The 17446-nt window shown below is 67.0% G+C and carries 15 protein-coding genes and 1 riboswitch; of the genes, 2 read left to right on the top strand and 13 right to left on the bottom strand.

Annotated elements, in window-relative coordinates; translation table 11 throughout:
* The first annotated feature begins 34 nt into the window (after positions 1–34).
* Complete coding sequence (locus tag ACSFB7_RS22255; RefSeq protein ID WP_435474005.1) at positions 35–1063, top strand: AraC family transcriptional regulator; 1029 nt, start codon at positions 35–37, stop codon at positions 1061–1063.
* Between the two features lie 303 nt (positions 1064–1366).
* Here the strand turns inward: ACSFB7_RS22255 and ACSFB7_RS22260 are convergent, their stop codons facing one another.
* From ACSFB7_RS22260 to ACSFB7_RS22290, 7 genes are all read right to left on the bottom strand, one after another.
* A complete protein-coding gene (locus ACSFB7_RS22260) occupies positions 1367–1834 on the bottom strand; it encodes a putative immunity protein (RefSeq protein ID WP_435474007.1) in 468 nt (155 codons plus the stop codon).
* Positions 1831–2826: a D-2-hydroxyacid dehydrogenase family protein gene (locus tag ACSFB7_RS22265; protein ID WP_435474131.1), complete on the bottom strand. Its 996-nt coding sequence runs from the start codon at positions 2824–2826 to the stop codon at positions 1831–1833. Before ACSFB7_RS22265 ends, ACSFB7_RS22260 begins: the two co-directional genes overlap by 4 nt.
* 113 nt (positions 2827–2939) lie before the next feature.
* Positions 2940–3266 carry a thioredoxin family protein gene (locus ACSFB7_RS22270; RefSeq protein ID WP_435474009.1) on the bottom strand — a complete coding sequence of 109 codons (327 nt, stop codon included), beginning with the start codon at positions 3264–3266 and terminating at the stop codon, positions 2940–2942.
* Positions 3267–3331: 65 nt separating this feature from the next.
* Complete coding sequence (locus ACSFB7_RS22275) at positions 3332–4024, bottom strand: HAD family hydrolase (protein ID WP_435474010.1); 693 nt, start codon at positions 4022–4024, stop codon at positions 3332–3334.
* 67 nt (positions 4025–4091) lie between these two features.
* The gene (gene thiC, locus ACSFB7_RS22280) at positions 4092–5978 is read right to left on the bottom strand and encodes a phosphomethylpyrimidine synthase ThiC (protein ID WP_435474012.1); all 1887 of its coding nucleotides are present in this window, start codon (positions 5976–5978) and stop codon (positions 4092–4094) included.
* Positions 5979–6068: 90 nt separating this feature from the next.
* Positions 6069–6174, bottom strand: a riboswitch (TPP riboswitch).
* A 26-nt stretch (positions 6175–6200) separates the two neighbouring features.
* Entirely contained in the window at positions 6201–6635 is a 435-nt protein-coding gene (locus tag ACSFB7_RS22285) for a YchJ family protein (RefSeq protein ID WP_093246551.1), read from the bottom strand.
* A 55-nt stretch (positions 6636–6690) separates the two neighbouring features.
* On the bottom strand, positions 6691–8517 hold the full coding sequence (locus tag ACSFB7_RS22290) for a hybrid sensor histidine kinase/response regulator (protein ID WP_435474014.1): 1827 nt from the start codon (positions 8515–8517) through the stop codon (positions 6691–6693).
* A gap of 127 nt (positions 8518–8644) precedes the next feature.
* Between ACSFB7_RS22290 and ACSFB7_RS22295 the strand changes: the two genes are divergently transcribed.
* A complete protein-coding gene (locus ACSFB7_RS22295) occupies positions 8645–9400 on the top strand; it encodes a helix-turn-helix transcriptional regulator (protein WP_435474016.1) in 756 nt (251 codons plus the stop codon).
* 7 nt (positions 9401–9407) lie between these two features.
* On the opposite strand, the gene iaaH is transcribed toward ACSFB7_RS22295, so the two are convergent.
* From iaaH to aceK, 6 genes are all read right to left on the bottom strand, one after another.
* Positions 9408–10928, bottom strand: coding sequence for an indoleacetamide hydrolase (gene iaaH / locus ACSFB7_RS22300; protein ID WP_435474018.1), 1521 nt, complete (start codon positions 10926–10928; stop codon positions 9408–9410).
* 89 nt (positions 10929–11017) lie between these two features.
* Entirely contained in the window at positions 11018–11851 is an 834-nt protein-coding gene (locus tag ACSFB7_RS22305) for a metallophosphoesterase (protein WP_435474020.1), read from the bottom strand.
* Complete coding sequence (locus tag ACSFB7_RS22310) at positions 11848–12978, bottom strand: acyl-CoA dehydrogenase family protein (protein ID WP_435474021.1); 1131 nt, start codon at positions 12976–12978, stop codon at positions 11848–11850. The genes ACSFB7_RS22305 and ACSFB7_RS22310 overlap by 4 nt, the downstream gene beginning before the upstream one ends.
* A 38-nt stretch (positions 12979–13016) precedes the next feature.
* Complete coding sequence (locus tag ACSFB7_RS22315) at positions 13017–14267, bottom strand: glutamate carboxypeptidase (protein WP_435474023.1); 1251 nt, start codon at positions 14265–14267, stop codon at positions 13017–13019.
* Positions 14268–14359: 92 nt separating this feature from the next.
* Complete coding sequence (locus tag ACSFB7_RS22320; RefSeq protein WP_435474025.1) at positions 14360–15544, bottom strand: acetyl-CoA C-acyltransferase; 1185 nt, start codon at positions 15542–15544, stop codon at positions 14360–14362.
* A 79-nt stretch (positions 15545–15623) separates the two neighbouring features.
* Entirely contained in the window at positions 15624–17444 is a 1821-nt protein-coding gene (gene aceK / locus ACSFB7_RS22325; protein ID WP_435474027.1) for a bifunctional isocitrate dehydrogenase kinase/phosphatase, read from the bottom strand.
* Between the last annotated feature and the right edge of the window lie 2 nt (positions 17445–17446).

Genomic DNA, 17446 nt, shown 5'->3' on the forward strand with positions numbered 1-17446 from the left:
GTTGCAAATTGCGCCACGCCTGAATCACCCAGCCATGTCTTCCCCGTCGTTTTTGCGGCCTGCCCGCGCCGTCACGCCGATGGCCTTCGTGCGAGCCATCGTGCAGGGCTATGCGCGCTACGGGATCGATCCGGCGCAGGCCCTGCAGGCGGCACAGATCGCGCCGCGCGAGCTGGCCCGGCCGGGCGCCCGGGTCACGGCCGCGCAGTTCGAGGCGCTGTCGGAACACGCCATGCAGGAGCTGGACGACGAGGCGCTCGGCTGGTTCTCGCGGCGGCTGCCCTGGGGCAGCTACGGCATGCTGTGCCGCGCCTCGTTGACCTCGCCCGACCTGGGCGTGGCCATCAAGCGCTGGTGCCGCCACCACCGCCTGCTGACCGAAGACATCGGCCTGGCGCTCGAAGTGGCGGGCGGCGTGGCCACCCTGCGCATCACCGAGAACCGCGCACTGGACGACGCTTTTCGCGAGTTCTGCCTGGTGACCAGCCTGCGCTTCATGCACGGCTACATGTGCTGGGCCATCGACTCGCGCATCTCGCTGCGCCACGCGACCTTTCCGTTCGCAACGCCGCCGCACAGCGACGCCTATGCGCCGATGTTCACGCCCGAGGTGCGCTTCGATGCGCCGCAGGCGAGCATCAGCTTCGACGAGCGTTATCTCGCCCTGCCGCTGCAGCGCGACGAACGCGCGTTGCGCACCATGCTCAAGCGCGCGCTGCCGCTGACCATCCTTCAGTACCGACGCGACCGCCTGCTGGGGCAGCGCGTGCGCGAGCTGCTGCGATCGCGTGCGAGCGAGGCGACCACGGCCGAGGCGCTGGCTGGGTTGCTCAATGTGTCGGGTCGCACGCTGCACCGGCAGCTGCACGAGGAAGGAACTTCGCTGCAGACGCTGAAGAACGAAGTGCGCCACGAGCTGGCGGTGGAACAGTTGCGGCGCACCACGCGGCCGATCAAGCAGGTGGCGCTGGCGGTGGGGTTTCGCAACGAGAAGAGTTTTTCGCGCGCGTTCCTGCAGTGGACGGGGCATGCGCCGCGGGACTTCCGGCAACTCGGGTTGTAGCTAGGCGCTTGGCTGGCGCTCTTGTTCAGGGCGCGTGCGAATGACACCAGGTGCTCCCCTCCGCGAATGTCCCCCGGGGCGCTGCGCGCCCCTCCTCCTTTATTTCGCTGCGGGGAGCACCTGGTGTCATTCGCACAGGGGCACGCTGCTATTGATCCAGCGATCAACGACTGCTCTGTTCAACGCTCGCGCCGATACGGGGCTCTTTTTCGCGAAATAAAGGAGGAGCGAAGCGGGGGACATTCGCGAAAAAGAGCACCGTGTCGGCGGGAGCGTCGCCCTGAACAAGCCCCCAGCGAGGCGTCACACGTCAAAGGGAACAGCACAGCCCTTCGACAAAGAACAAAACTCCGAGACCTGCCAAGCAAACTCTTCCGCAAACGCGTCCGGGTCCGACAAGGCATAGGCGCCATACGCGTAGACCGTGGCGTACGCGGCGTACTCCGCCGCCTGAAGCGCGTGCCCCGTCACCGCATGGAACACGGCATAGGTCGCGGAAACGGCCGCATGCGCCGATGCATCGATGGAGGCCGAGCCCGGGTGGCTGCGCGCGACGGTTGCCATGCGTTCCTGCACACGCCCCAGCGTCTGTGCATCGCACCGGCCTTCGAGGAAGGCGCCGAGGGTGTCCAGCGCATCCACGGCCTCCGGTGCTTCCAGCAGGTGCCGCACGCGCTGTACGCACGCAAAGCCGAAACGCAGGCGCAACGGCATCTGGCGCTCCGACTGAAGATCGACCTCCGCGGCCAGCCGCTGCAGCTCGGTGTTCATGTCCCTGCGACGCTCCGCATGTGGCCCAGCACGTCCGGGTTGACCACGTTGGTCGGGTGACCATCGGCGAAGGCCGTGATCTGGTCGAAGACATCGGAGAACTGCAGGTCGTATTCCTCACGCGTCACGTAGCCGATGTGGGGCGTGCACACCACGTTGGGCAGGGAGATCAACGGATCGGCCGGATCGGTGAGGGGTTCTGTTTCGTAGACGTCCACCGCCGCCATTCCCGGGCGCCCCGCCTGCAGGGCCTGGACCAACGCACCGGGCTCGATCAGCCCCGCACGGCTGGTGTTCACGAGGATCGCGCTGGGCTTCATGAGCGCCAGGTCTTCGCGACGCACGATGCCTCGCGTGGCGGGCACCAGTCGCATGTGCAGCGAGATGGCATCGCATTCGCGGAAGAAGGCTTCGCGGTCCGCCGCCGGCTGCCGCCCGTCCGCCAGGGCACGTTGCAGCGAATCAGGCCGCGCCCACACCAGCACCTTCATGCCGAAGGCTTCGCCATAGCCCGCCACGGCGGCGCCGATGCGCCCGTAGCCGTAGATGCCCAGCGTCTTGCCACGCAGCGTGGACCCCACGCCGGTCTGCCAGTTGCCGCGCTGCAGCGATGCCATCTGCTGGGGAAGCTGCCGGGCCGCGGACAGAAGCAAGGCCCAGGTCAGCTCGGCCGCCGCATACGAAGGAGTGCCCGGATGCTGGTCCGACGACACCACGATGCCGAGCCGCGTGCAGGCCTCGATGTCGATGTGGGGGTACACGCTGCGCTGGCTGATCAGCCGCAACCGGGGGAGGCGTTCGAGCAATGCGGCCCTGAGCGCGGTGCGCTCGCGGATCAGCACCACCGCGTCGGCATCGGCGAGCCTGCGCGCGAGCACATCCAGATCATCGACATGGTCGTTCCAGACCGTGACCTTGTGGCCGTCCAGCTTGCGAAAGCAAGGCAGGGTGCGCAGGGTGTCGAAGTAGTCGTCCAGTACCGCGATGTTCATCATGAAGGCGGATTCTGGACGCGTCAGGCGCCCGCGAGAAATGAATTTAACTGAGCAATTGCTTCCAGATTTTCATGAAAGCAGCAGGCGCGGCAACGGGCGCCGTGCGCGCCTCAGGCCGGCTGCGAGATCGACGCTAGCGCATCTGCGATGGACTGGCTGTCTTCAGGCCGCACCAGCTTCGCAACCTGCTGCCCATCACGCATGAACACCAGCGTGGGCCACAGCCGCACGTTGAACGAGCGGCCCAGCGGGCGCCCGCTGCCGTCCTCGACCTTGATGCGCGGGATGTCCGGGTACTTGGCAAAGGCCTCGGCAATGTTCGGCTGCGCGGCCTTGCAGATGCCGCACCAGTTGGTGCCGAACTCGACCACCGCCGGCCCCTTCAGGGCATCGATCTCGCTGCGGTCGGGTTGCTCGGTCTTGTATTCGGACGTCATGGGGCGGGCTCCTGGTTCGGGTCTGTCGTCGGCGCGGCCGTCGGTCGCGCCATTGCACCAGAAACTCAGGCGGCCTGCAGCCGGTAGGCCGATAGCAACGCCGGCAATTCGGCCATGTCGCTGAACACCTGCACCGCGCCCGCGGCCAGCAGCGGCCCGGGGCCGCTGTGGCCGGAATCGCCCGTGCTGTAGCCGAACACCGTGGCGCCAGCGGCCACGCCGGCCATGGCGCCGGTGACCGTGTCTTCGACGATGGCGCAACGGCGCGGGTCCACGCCGAGGGCTTCGGCGGCCGCCAGATACACGTCGGGATGCGGCTTGGAGCGGGGCATTTCATGGCCGCTGAAGATGCGGCCCTGGAAGCAGTCGAGCAGCCCGACCTTGGCCAGTTGCAGTTCGACCTTGTGGCGGTCGGCGCCCGAGGCGCAGGCAATGCGGCCCTTGAGCTTCGTATAGATCTCGCGGATGGCGGCGGGCGCGTTGGGAATCGCGACCAGGTCGCGTTCCAGCGCTTCGTTGCGGCGGGCACGGAAAGCCTTGAGCCACTCGTCGGTGATGGCCACGCCCGTCCTGGATTCGATGAGCGCGGCCTCGTCCTTCACGGCCTTGCCGGTGAAGGTGTTCATCGACTCTTCCGTCGTCAGGTGCCAGCCGAGTTCGCCCAGCATTTCAGCCAGGACGCGGTTGGTGATGGGCTCGGAATCGACGAGAACACCGTCGCAGTCGAACAGGACTGCGGCGAAAGGGAATGAGGTCATTGCACTGGGGAAATTCGAAGGGAGTGCCCCATGGTAGCAATGACCCCGGCGCCGCCGGGGCGCCCGCTCAGGAAACCGAACGGATCGGGATGTACATCTCGCCGCCGCCGGCCATGAATTCCTTCGACTTTTCCTCCATGCCCGCCGCCACGGCCGCAGCCTCGGCCACGCCCTTCTTGGCCGCGTACTCGCGCACTTCCTGCGTGATCTTCATCGAGCAGAACTTGGGGCCGCACATCGAACAGAAATGCGCCACCTTGCTCGAATCCTTGGGCAGGGTCTCGTCGTGGAATTCACGCGCCGTGTCGGGGTCCAGGCCCAGGTTGAACTGGTCTTGCCAGCGGAACTCGAAGCGCGCCTTGCTCAGCGCATCGTCGCGCGAGCGCGCACCCGGGTGCCCCTTGGCCACGTCGGCCGCATGCGCGGCGATCTTGTAGGCAATGATCCCCTGCTTCACGTCGTCGCGATCGGGCAGGCCCAGGTGCTCCTTGGGCGTCACATAGCACAGCATCGCGGTGCCGGCCCAGCCGATCATCGCGGCGCCGATGGCGCTGGAGATGTGGTCGTAGCCCGGCGCGATGTCGATGGTCAGCGGCCCGAGCGTGTAGAACGGCGCCTCGTGGCAGTGCTTGATCTGCTCGTCCATGTTGGCCTGGATCATGTGCATCGGCACGTGGCCGGGGCCTTCGATCATGGTCTGCACGTCGTGCTTCCATGCGATCTTGGTCAGCTCGCCCAGCGTGCGCAGCTCGGCGAACTGCGCCTCGTCGTTCGCATCCGCACCCGAGCCGGGACGCAGGCCGTCGCCGAGCGAGAAGCTCACGTCGTACGCCTTCATGATGTCGCAGATGTCTTCGAAGCGTTCGTAGAGAAAGCTCTCCTTGTGGTGCGCAATGCACCACTTGGCCATGATCGAGCCGCCGCGCGAGACGATGCCCGTCATGCGGTCGGCCGTCAGGTGAATGAACGGCAGGCGCACGCCGGCGTGGATGGTGAAGTAGTCGATGCCCTGCTCCGCCTGCTCGATCAGCGTGTCGCGGAAGATTTCCCAGGTCAGGTCTTCGGCCACGCCGCCCACCTTTTCAAGCGCCTGATAGATGGGCACGGTGCCGATCGGTACGGGCGAGTTGCGCACGATCCAGTCGCGCGTGGTGTGGATGTTCTTGCCGGTCGACAGGTCCATCACGTTGTCGGCGCCCCAGCGGATCGCCCACACGAGCTTTTCGACCTCTTCCTCGATGCTGGAAGTGACGGCCGAGTTGCCGATGTTGGCGTTGATCTTCACCTTGAAGTTGCGGCCGATGGCCATCGGCTCCACTTCAGGATGGTTGATGTTGGCCGGAATGATCGCGCGGCCGCGCGCCACCTCGTCGCGCACGAACTCGGGCGTGATGATGCGCGGAATGCTCGCGCCCATCGGGTTGCCGGCCACGCGCTTGGCGCGCTCCTCGTTGGCGAGGTACTCGGCCATCCACTCGCGCTTGCCGTTTTCGCGCAGGGCCACGTATTCCATCTCGGGCGTGACGATGCCGCGGCGCGCGTAGTGCATCTGCGTGACGTTGGCGCCCGACTTGGCGCGGCGCGGCGTGCGCTGCAGGGCCGCCGCACCGGCGCGCAGTTCGGCCAGGCGCTGGGCGTCGTGGTCCTGGGCGTGCTTCAGGCCTTCGTCCAACGCCTGGTGCGAACGGCCTTCGTAACTTTCGGTGTCATTGCGCTCCAGAACCCAGGCGCCGCGCACGTCGGGCAGGCCACGGCGCACGTCGATGTCGACCTTGGCGTCGGTGTACGGGCCCGAGGTGTCGTAGAGCGATACGGTTTCGCCGTTGGTGAGCAGCACGTCCCGCACCGGCACGTTCAGGTCGGGCCGGCTGCCCGGAATCAGGCACTTGTGGGACGCGGGAAAGGGCTCGCGCGTGAGCGAGAGCAAAGAGGTGAACTTGTCGGGGGCATTCATCGGGGCACTCCTTGTTGAGGGAAAGGGTGCTCCGCAATCGCTCGGTGGGCCTTCGGGCCGTCACGGAAGGGGGGTGACGAACGGACCGAAGTCAGGGAGTGCAGCTCTTCTTACGCCGGTATGACCCGGATCAAGTTCGCGGGTCGGCTGCTTTGCCATCTCAGCACACCACATGTGTGCACCCCGGAGCGAGGCCGATTGTGCGAGCCTCGGGCCGGTGCGTCAACCCAGGGGCTGCTGCAAGTCGCCTTCGAGGTAGTACCAGCGCTCGTCTTCCCGCACGAAGCGGCTGCGCTCGTGCAGGCGCGTGGCGGCGCCCGTGGCAGCGCTGCGCTGGCGGGCGACGAACTCGACCTCGGCATGGTCCGCATCGAGCACGGAGCGCGAGCGGATGTCCAGCCCCAGCCACTTGACGCCCGGCTCGAATTCGATCGAGGCCGGCCGTTTCGACGCATGCCAGGTGGCGAGCAGGTATTCGGCCCGCTCCAGCACGAAGGCCGAATAGCGCGAACGCATCAGCGATTCGGCGTCGGGGGCGGGTGTGTTCTCGAAATCGTCGAGATAGCGGCCACAGCACAGGGCGTAGCCGATGGGCTTGTCTCGGCGGTCGGTGCGACCGCAGGGGCAAGGTCCGGTGGTGGGATCGATGGCGCTCATGAAGACCGCTATTGGAACACCTCGCGGGCGAGGTGCCGATGGGGCAAGCCCGAAGCTATGTCCGGCGGCTGCCGGCGATGGCTTCCTGCAAGGCCTGTGCCTGCGCCGGCTTGTAGATCAGCGCATAGCCCGCGCGCTCGACTTCGGTCCTCGTTGAATGGGCGGTTTCACCCGTGAGGATGACCACGTTGCGCACCTTGCCGACCGCCTGCAGCGCCTGCGCGGCGGCCAGCCCCGAGAGGCCGCTGCCCAGCCGCAGGTCGCTCAGCATCAGGTCGAACACGCCGCCGTGCTGCAGGGCTTCGCGCGGGTTGGCGGCCAGCGCCACTTCGTGGCCCCAGCCGCACAGCAGCGAGCGCATCGCCTCGCGCACGGGCTGCTCGTCGTCGAGCACGAGGATGCGAACGGGCGGCAGCGGCACGCCGGGTTCAGCGGGTCCGGCCTGCGCGCTGCCCGCGGCTGCATCCGGATCCACGGTCGGTGCGGGCGCTTCCTCAAGCTCCAGCGAAAAGGTGCTGCCACGGCCCGGCGCGGTGCGCACCTTGATGCGCGAGCCCATGACCTGCGCCATGCTCGCCACCAGCGACAGGCCCAGCCCGAGGCCCCGGCTGCGGTCGCGCCCCGGGTTGTCGACCTGGAAGAACTCTTCGAACACCTGATCCTGGTGCTGCGCCTCGATGCCCACGCCCGAGTCGCGCACCTCGATGCGCCAGGCCGGCACGCCATTGCGCGGACGCTGCAGCCGCCGCGCGAACACGAAGACCGTGCCGCTGGGCGTGTACTTGATGGCGTTGTCGATCAGGTTGCCCAGCACCCGCGCAAGCATGCGCGCGTCGGCCCGCACCACGGCCTCGGTGGGGCGCACGCGCAGTGCCAGCCCCTTGGCGTCTGCCAGAGCCCCGAAACGCCCGTGCAGCGACTCGAAGACCGTGTCCAGGTACAGGGGCTCCAGCCGCACCGGCGCAACGCCGCCGTCGAGCTGCGCGATGTCGAGCAGCGCGTCGATGGAACCGCGCAGCGCATCGACGCTGTCGCGCATGAAGCGCAGGTTGTCGGCGCTGGGCGCGGTGCGGGTGTTGAGTGCGTCGACAAAGATCGCCAGCGCATGCATGGGCTGGCGCAGGTCGTGGTTGGCGGCCGCGAAGATGCGCGCGCGCTGCGCCGCCAGGTGCGCGACATGGTCGAGCTGGCGTGCCAGCGCATCGGCCAGCCGCGCTTTCTCGAAGCCGGCCTCGATGGCGCCCACGATCAGCCGGTTCTGCTTGCGCGCGTAGTAGAGCGCCGCGAACATCTGCGAGACCACCAGGCAGCCCATGATGAGCTGCACGCTGCCCGGCTCGACCACCAGCCGCAGCGCCATGCCCATGAACATCGGCACGCTGAAGCACACGGCCGCCAGCCACCACTGCGCCAGCGCCGCGATGACGACGCCCGAAACACCGCTGATGAAAAAGTACATCAGCAGGATCAGCGCGAGGTTGTCGTGCGGAAAGAACAGCCACGGCGCCAGCGCCCAGATCAGCCCCGGCACCAGCATGCGCAGCTCCAGCCGCCGGCGCGTCTGCACGGCCGTGGCGACGTCGATGCTGGCCGCATCGAAGCGGCGCAGATGGCGGTGCCGCTGCCACTGCGAGGTGTGCACCAGCACGCCCCAGACCAGCGTGCCCGGGTCGCCGGTGAGTACGAGAAAAGTAATCCAGAAGATCGCGGCGACGGTGGCGGCCATCAGCGGCGTGTCGAAGGTGTCGATCACGAAAGCCCGCGCCAGGCTCTGGTCGACCAGCGGATTGGCATTGGGCGACTCGACCCAGTAGTCGCGTATGCGCCGCAGGAACAGCCCCATGGAGGGCTTGCGGACGGGGCTGGAAGTGGATGAACGCATGAGCAGAAGCCGACCCATGATTTTGCGCGTATTGCATGACGCCGGGCCACCCCTGCGGACATCCACCATTGGCGCGGCGCTTGCTAAACGTTAGCCTTACTCCGGCACATGAAAGAGCGAGGCGGCGATGTACCTGACAGGCTCTGAACAGCACGCGCTGCGCGGCGTTTTCACGCTGCTGGCGCAAGACCGCAACGAGCGCGAGATTCGCGAGCAACTGGGCTGGGCGCTGCTCGACCTGCTGCATGCGGACCAGTTCGCCTCCTTCGTGTGGGACGCGGACAGCGGCAGCTTCGGCGCGCGGGTGGCGCTCAACATGGACCCCACCAACCTCGACCGCTATGCACAGTGGCACCAGCACCACGACCCGATCACCTTCGTGCTGCAGTCGCACCGCCGCGCCACGCGCGTGACCGACGTGATGCCGCAGCGCGCGCTGATGCGCACCGCGTTCTTCACCGACTTTCTCTCGCGCGACGGACTGCACTGGGGCATGAACCTGCATGCCTTCGAGGGCGAGCGCGCACTGGGCGACCTGCGCATCTGGCGCCGCAAGGGACGCGGCGATTTCGGCGATCACGAGAAGGCGCTGCTCGACCTGATCGAGCCGGCCTTCGCGGGCGCGCTGCAACGTGCGCAGCGCGCGGCGTCGCTGGCACTGCCCGCCCTTCGCGGTGGCGACCGCGAAGCCGCCTGGGCCTTGCTGAGCACGCGCGAACAAGAGGTCGCCTGTTGCGTGCGCGAAGGGCTGACCGACAAGGAGATCGCGCGGCGCATGGCGGTGGGCGTGCCCACCGTGCGCACCTACCTGCGGCGCATCTTCGACAAGCTGGGCATCGAGCGCCGTTCGGCGCTGGCGGGCTGGGGCACGCCGGCGCGCTGATCGGGCATCACTTCGGTGCAGGCAGGCGGCCGAGCACGCCTTCGATCGCCAGGCCCACGGCCAGCAGTTGACGGTCGCTGCCTGCGGGGCCGTCCAGCTCCAGCCCCACCGGCAAGCCGCTGGTCGCGCCCAGGCCCGAAGGCAACTGCACGCCGGGAATGCCGGCGTTGCTACCGGGGTCGGTGTTCTGGATCAGCGCGCCGAAGTTCTCGGGGCTGCTGGCTTCGGGCGCGGCTGCCAGCGCCACGCGCGGCACCGTGGGGAACACCAGCGCGTCGAGTTTGTTCTTCGCGAAGGTGTCGCGGTAGAGCTTCTGCAAGGCCGGCCGGGCGACGCGCATGGCGTTGTCATAGACCGGCTTTGCATCGACCACGCCGTTAGGTGCCGGCAGCTTGCGGGGGATCACGAAGGCATCGAAGGTGCCCTTGACGTCGGGGCTGGCGATGCCTGCCGCGAGCTGAGCGATGTCGATGCCGGTGCGGTACTTCGCAAGGTACGCCGCCATGTCGTCGTGCGCTTCGTAGAGCGCGAGCGGGAAGCCGATGGCACCGTTCAGCTCCATCAGCTTCGGCATTTCCACATCCACCAGCGTGACGCCGGCTGCACGCAGCTTGGCGAGAGCGGCATCGGTGGCGACGCGCGTGTCCGCGTCGAGGTTGGCGTAGAAGGCCTGCACCACGCCGAGACGCACGCGCTTCAGGTCGGCGGGCTTGAGCGGCGTGCCGCCGGCGATCGCGCGGTCGAGCAGCGCCACGTCGGCCATCGACTGCGCCATCGGCCCTGCCGTGTCGCGCGTGTGCGAGATCGGTGCGATGCCTTGCTGCGAATAGCGCCCCATGGTGGGCCGCAGCGACGCGCAGCCGTTGAAGGCACAGGGAATGCGCACCGAGCCGCCGGTGTCGGTGCCCAGTGCGGCTGGCGCCATGCGCGCGCCGAGCGCGGCACCGTTGCCCGACGACGATCCGCCTGCGATACGGCTCGCGTCGTAGGCGTCGCGCACACCCACTTCAGGCCCGGTCTGGAACGCCGGGTTGTAGCCGGTCACGCCGAAGGCCAGCTCGTGCATGTTCGACTTTCCAAGGATGACGGCGCCGGCCGCGCGCAGCTTGGCGACCACCGGCGCGTCGGTGTCCGGCACGAAACCCTTGAGCGCGGGCGTGCCGGCCGTTGCGGGCAGGCCCTTGACCTGGATGTTGTCCTTGATGAGCACCGGCAGCCCCGCGAGCGGCTTGCATGCGCCTCCGCGCTTGCGCTGCGCATCGGCCGCACGCGCCGCCTTCAGCGCACCCGCTTCGTCGAGCGTGATGATCGCGTTGAGGTTCGCCTTGGCTTTGGCCTGCGCGATGTAGGCCGTGACCAGTTGCTCGCTGGTCACCGTGCCGGCGCAGAGCTGTTGCACGGCCTGGCTCGCGGTCAGCGTGGCGATGTCGGGTGCGGCGGGTTGCGCTTGCGCGGACGCGCCGAGCACCGCGACGAACGGCAGTGCCGCCAGCCGTGCGGCGCGAGAGATGAATCTGGAAACGGTCATGGCGATGGCCTCGATGAATGAGGCGGCCATGGTGCGCCCGCGCACCCGGGTTGTCTGTCATCGAAACCGATGACAGGAAGGCGCATCGGCTACTGGAACATCACCCACTCTGGCCGCATGTTGAAGCGCACCGGGAGGATGCTCACGCCGAGCCCACTGGTGACGTACATGCGCCTGTTCTTGTGCGCGATCCACCCATAAGCCCATTCGCGCGGCGCGGCACCGGGCATCACCAGCGCGCCATGACCGGGCACGTTGATCTGCCCGCCGTGCGTGTGCGCGGCCACCACCAGCCCCTGCGTGCGCGGCATGGTCGCGAAGCTGAAGGGGTCGTGCATCATGACCAGCGTCGCAGCGCCGGCCGGCACGCCTGCCAGAGCCCTGTCCGGTTGCGAATGGCCGGTCGAGTGGTCTCCGATGCCGACCACCCAGATCTCATGACCGGGCAGCCGCACCGAGGCGTTCTCCAGCACGTGGATGCCCTGCGCAGACAAGGCCTCGGCCGTGCGCTTGCCGTCGTGCCACCAGTCGTGATTGCCCAGCACGGCGTACACGCCTTGCGGTGCCTGGAGGCGGCCGAGCACGGCGGCCATCTCTTCGATGGACAGCGCCTCGTCGTCGCCCGACCCCGCGAGGAAGTCTCCGGGCAGAAGAATCACATCGGGCTGCACGGCATTGATCTTCTCGACGATCTGCACGGCCCGCTCGACGCTGGTGATGCGCCACGCCGACCGCGTGCTGAGATGCCAGTCACCCGCGACCGCGACCTTCAGGCCCGCAGGCGCGGTCCACGCGGCCGAACTCAACGGCTCGACGCGCGCCGCGACCCAGCGCGGCTCGATGACGAAGCCCCAGACGGCCAGCGCCGCCAGCACAAGTGCCGCGCCGATCCGAGCCCAGGGACGTCCGCCGCGCCCGCTCACGCCAGCGCGCGTTGAATCAACAGCTTCTGGATGTCCGACGTGCCTTCATAAATCTGGCACACGCGCACGTCGCGGTAGATGCGCTCCAGCGGAAAGTCGTTCACATAGCCGTAGCCGCCCAGCGTCTGGATCGCGGCGCTGCACACGCGCTCGGCCATCTCGCTCGCGAAGAGCTTGGCCATGGCCGCTTCCTTCAGGCAGGGCAAGCCGGCATCGCGCAGGCTTGCTGCGTGCCAGATCAACTGGCGTGCGGCTTCGAGCTGCGTGGCGCATTCGGCAAGGCGAAAGCCGACGGCCTGCTGGTCGAAGATCGCGCCGCCGAAAGCCTGGCGCTCCTTGGCGTAGGCCAGCGCCACGTCGAAGGCGCTGCGCGCCATGCCGACGCTCTGCGCGGCGATGCCGATGCGTCCGCCTTCGAGCGCGCCGAGCGCGATCTTGTAGCCCTCGCCTTCGGCGCCGATGAGGTTCTCCACCGGGATGCGGCAGTTGTCGAAGTTGATCTGCGCGGTGTCGCTGCTGTGCTGGCCGAGCTTGTCTTCGAGGCGCGTCGCGGCGTAGCCGGGCGCGTCGGTCGGCACGATGAACGCGCTCATGCCGCGCTTGCCCGCGCCCTTGTCGGTGACGGCGATGACGATGGCCACCTGCCCGTTCTTGCCGCTGGTGATGAACTGCTTCACGCCGTCGATCACATAGGCATCGCCTTCCTTGCGCGCCGTGGTGCGCAGGCTCGACGCATCGCTGCCGGCCTGCGGCTCGGTGAGGCAGAAGGCGCCGAGCATGTGGCCCTGCGCCAGCGGCTCGAGCCATTTCTTCTTCTGCTGCGCGTTGCCGTAGCGCATGAGGATGGCGTTGACCGGGCAGTTGGTCACGCTGATCGCTGTGCTGGTGCCGCCGTCGCCGGCCGCGATTTCTTCGAGCACCAGCGCGAGCGTGAGGTAGTCCAGGCCCGCGCCGCCATGCTCTTCGGGCACGCAGATACCGTAGGCACCCAGCGCCGCGAGGCCCTGGTGGGCCTCTTTCGGAAAGCTGTGCTCGCGGTCCCACTTCGGGGCGTTGGGCCACAGTTCGGCTTGCGAGAAATCGCGCACCGCGTCGCGGATGGCTTCCTGGTCGGCACTGAGCAGCATGGCGTGTCTCCTGTCTTTTCTTCTTGCGGTGGGCGTGCTTACTTGCCCGAGCCCAGGTCCATGATCAGGCGCGCGGCCATGTACAGGCGGCGCGGAATCGCGCTGATGTCCACGTACTCGGCCTTGTCGCTGTGGTAGCCGAAGCCCGGCAGGCCCAGGCTTTCGATCACGGGCTTGCCCGACAGCGCCGCATAGGCTGCGTCGGTGCCACCACCGGTGCGTTCTTCCACGCCCAGCGTGCCGCCCGCTTCCTTGTAGTAGCCCACGGCCTTGTCGACCAGCTTCTTGCCGCCTTCGCCGGCATTGAAGGCCGGGCGACCGCGCGTGATGAGCACCTTGACGTCGGCCTCGGGCAGCTTCTTTTGCTGCGCGCGTTCTTCCAGCGTCTTCATGGCGGCGTCGAAGTCTTCGTTGCGCGCATAGCGCACGTCGGCATTCAGCGTGGCGCTGGCGGGGATGATGTTCGACACATTGCCGGCCTTGGCGATGGTCCAGTTGAAGCGCAGGTTCTTCGACTTGTCGTCGATGTTCATGGTGCGCAGCACGAGGTCGGAGGCCTCGACCAGCGCGTTCACGCCCAACTCGGGCGCGGCGCCCGCATGCGAGGCCTTGCCGGTGATGTTGACCTGCACGTAGGCAATGCCCGAGGTGCCGAGCGAGAGCTTTTCGTCGCCGGCGCTGGTGGGCTCGAACGAGAGCACGTAGTCGGCCAGCTTGGCTTCTTCCTGGATCAGGTCGCGCGAGCCGAAGGAGCCTTTTTCTTCGTCGGTGTTGAACAGCACGGTGATGGTGCCGTAGTCGCGCACGCCGTAGTCCTTGAGCAGCTTGAGCGTGTGCAGGATGACGGCGTTGCCGCCCTTGTCGTCGGCGATGCCGGGGCCGTAGGCCTTGTCGCCCTCGACGCGGAACGGCGCCTTGGCCAGGATGCCCTTCAGGTACACGGTGTCCATGTGCGAGAGCAGCAGCAGGTTCTTGCCGCCACGGCCCTTGATCTTGCCCACGATGTTGTCGCCCACCACGATGCCGGCCGACTTGCTGCGCGTGACGGTGAAGCCCAGGTTCTTGAGCTCGCCTTCGAGGTACGTGCCGGCGGCGGCAATGCCTTCGGCGTCACCGGTGCCGGTTTCGATGTTGACGAGCTTTTCGAGCGTCTTGATCACCGCGGGCTGCTCGTCGGTGGCAGCCTGGAACAGCACGTTGTCGCGCTTTTGGGCCCAGCTGGCGGCAGGCGCCAGGAAGGCGGTGGCCAGCAAGGCGGCAAGGGCGGTACGGTGGATGGATGGGCGCATGAAATCTCCTGCTCTACGCATTTATTGGAATTGAGTGTCTGAACGAAAAAAGCTGGCGAGCGCCCATGCTCGGACGCTCCCAGCCATTGCCTTTATAGCAATTCGAGTGCCACGGCAGTGCCTTCGCCGCCACCGATGCACAGCGTGGCCACGCCGCGCTTCTTGCCGCGCGCCTTCAGCGCATGAATGAGCGTGACCATGATGCGCGCGCCGCTCGCGCCGATCGGATGGCCCAGCGCGCAGGCGCCGCCGTTCACGTTGACGATGTCGTGCGACACGTCGAGTTCATGCATCAGCGCCATCGGCACCACGGCGAAGGCTTCGTTCACTTCCCAGAGGTCGACGTCCTTCACGGTCCAGCCGGTCTTCTTGAACAGCTTGGCGACGGCGCCGACGGGCGCGGTGGAGAACCACTCGGGCTGCTGCGCGTGCGTGGCATGGCCGACGATGCGGGCGATGGGCTTGGCGCCGATCTTCTTGGCGTGCGACTCGGTCATCATCACCAGCGCGGCGGCGCCGTCGTTGATCGACGAGCTCGATGCGGCGGTGATGGTGCCGTTCTCTTTCTTGAACGCGGGCTTGAGCGTGGGGATCTTGTCGAGCTTGACCTTGCCCGGGCCTTCGTCGATGGAGATCACGGTGTCGCCGCTGCGGCCCTTCACCGTGACGGGCACGATCTCTTCCTTGAACGCACCGGATTCGGTCGCGGCCTTGGCGCGCTGCACGCTGGCGATGGCAAAGGCGTCTTGCTGCTCGCGGGTGAACTTGTACTTGGCCGCGCAGTCCTCGCCGAAGGTGCCCATCGAGCGGCCCGGCTGGTAGGCGTCTTCGAGGCCGTCGAGCATCATGTGGTCATAGATCTTGTCGTGGCCCATGCGGTAGCCGCCACGGCCCTTGAGCATGAGGTAGGGCGCGTTGGTCATGCTTTCCATGCCGCCCGCCACGATCACGTCGTGCGTGCCGGCCAGCAGCAGGTCGTGCGCGAGCATCGCGGCCTTCATGGCCGAGCCGCACATCTTGCTGAGCGTGACGGCGCCCGCGCTGTCGGGCAGGCCGCCCTTGTAGGCCGCCTGGCGCGCCGGCGCCTGGCCCTGGCCGGCCATCAGGCAGTTGCCGAACAGCACTTCACCCACGCTCTCGGGTGCAATGCCCGCGCGCTCGACGGCGGCCTTGATGGCGGCACCGCCCAGGTCATGCGCGGAGAGGGAAGAAAAGTCGCCTTGAAAGCCACCCATGGGGGTGCGGGCGGCGCCGACGATGACGATGGATTCGGACATGGGAGGTCTCCTTCTGGAATGTGAAAGCAAAAAGCGTTGACGTTGAAGCAGTCGGCCGCGGCGCGTGCCGCGGCCAGTGTCAGAAATGCGTCGCGTGCCCCTCGTGCTGGAAGCGCTGCGATTCTTCGTACGGGAACACATCGAGCATCTGGCCGGCCTGAATGCGTTCCTTGTGGTGCTGCCAGAAGGCAGCGTCGAGCAGGTCGGCGTGGTGCGCCATGAAGGCCGCGCGCACGTCGCTGTTGCCAAGCAGAAAGGGCTCGAAGGTCTCGGGAAACACGTCCTTCGGGCCGACCGAATACCAGACCTCGCCGCTCATCTCGTCCTCTTCGTTGCGCGGCGTGGGCACCTTGCGGAACTTGCAGTCGGTGACGTATTCGATCTCGTCGTAGTCATAGAACACGACCTTGCCGCCGCGCGTGACGCCGAAGTTCTTCCACAGCATGTCGCCCGGAAAGATGTTGGCGGCCACCATGTCCTTGATGGCGTTGCCGTACTCGACCACCGCGTGTTCGAGCTGGTCTTTCGCGCGCCGGGCGTGCGCCGGGCTCTCGGGGTGCGCCAGCGTGTCGAAGGCTTCCTGCAGGTAGATGTTGAGCGGGATCATGCGGCGCTCGATGTAGACGTGCTTGACCACCAGCTCCATCTCCCCGTTGCCGTCGCGGTCGCCAATCTCCAGCTGGCTGGGCGCGAACTTGCGGATCTCCTCGATCAGCTCGGGCTCGAAGCGGTCGAGCGGAAAACCCACGTCGCTGTACTCCAGCGTGTCGGCCATGCGGCCCACGCGGTCGTGCTGCTTCACGAGCATGTACTTGCCCTTGATCTGCTCGCGCGTGGTGTCCTTCTGCGGTGGATAGAAGTCCTTGATGACCTTGAACACGAACGGGAACGACGGCAGGTCGAACACCAGCATGACCATGCCCTTGATGCCGGGCGCGATGCGAAAGCGGTCGCTCGAGTAGTTCAGGTGCGACAAAAAGTCGCGGTAGAACAGCGTCTTGCCCTGCTTGGCCAGGCCGAGCGCGTTGTAGATCTCGGCGCGCGGCTTGCGCGGCATGAGCGAACGCAGAAACTGCACGCAGGCCGAGGGCACTTCCATATCGACCATGAAGTAGGCGCGCGCAAAGCTGAACAGCATCTGCAGGTCGTCTTCGCCGAACAGCGCGGCGTCGATATAAAACCTGCCGTGGCTGTCGTGCAGGATCGGCAGCGAGAACGGAATCTCGGTAAAGCCGTTCAGGATGCGGCCGACCACATAGGCGCCCTTGTTGCGAAAGAACAGGCCCGACAGCACCTGCAACTGGAAGTTGGCGCGCAGCTTGACCTGGTGAAAGCGGTTCAGGATGACGTGCGCCACGCGCTCGGCATCGCGCCGCTTGTTGGCATAGCTGCCCTGCAGCGCGAAGTCATCGAGCATCTGCTCGATGGTGTCGGCCAGCGTGTCGTGCGCGGGGTAGTACGGGCGGTAGGTGGGCGCGCCGCGCGGCTCGATGTACTCGGTGCTGATCGCGGGGCGAACGAAGATGAAGTCGTTCTGGAAGTACGCGCGATGCAGGATCTTGGTGGTGACCGAGTTGAAAAAACTCTCGGCCAGCTCGGGCTGGTGGTGGTCCACCAGCAAGCCGATGAAGTGCAGCTTGACCTGGTGCCACACGTCCATCGGCTGGTCGCCGGCCTTGAACTCTTTTTCGAGCCGGGCCACGGCCTCGTTCACGCGCAGGTCGTAGAACTCGATGCGCTCGCGCTGCGCGCGCTGCTGGCCATGCCAGTCAGCGGTCTCGAAACGGTGCTTGGCACGCGCCGATTCGGCGCGAAACAACCGGTAGTGCCGGTTGAATCCGTCGATCATCGCCTTGGCGATGTCGTAGGCCAGCGGCGAATCGAGGCGCTGCGGGAACATGG

Source organism: Variovorax raffinosi (genome assembly GCF_051216615.1).
Classification (GTDB): Bacteria; Pseudomonadota; Gammaproteobacteria; order Burkholderiales; family Burkholderiaceae_C; genus Variovorax.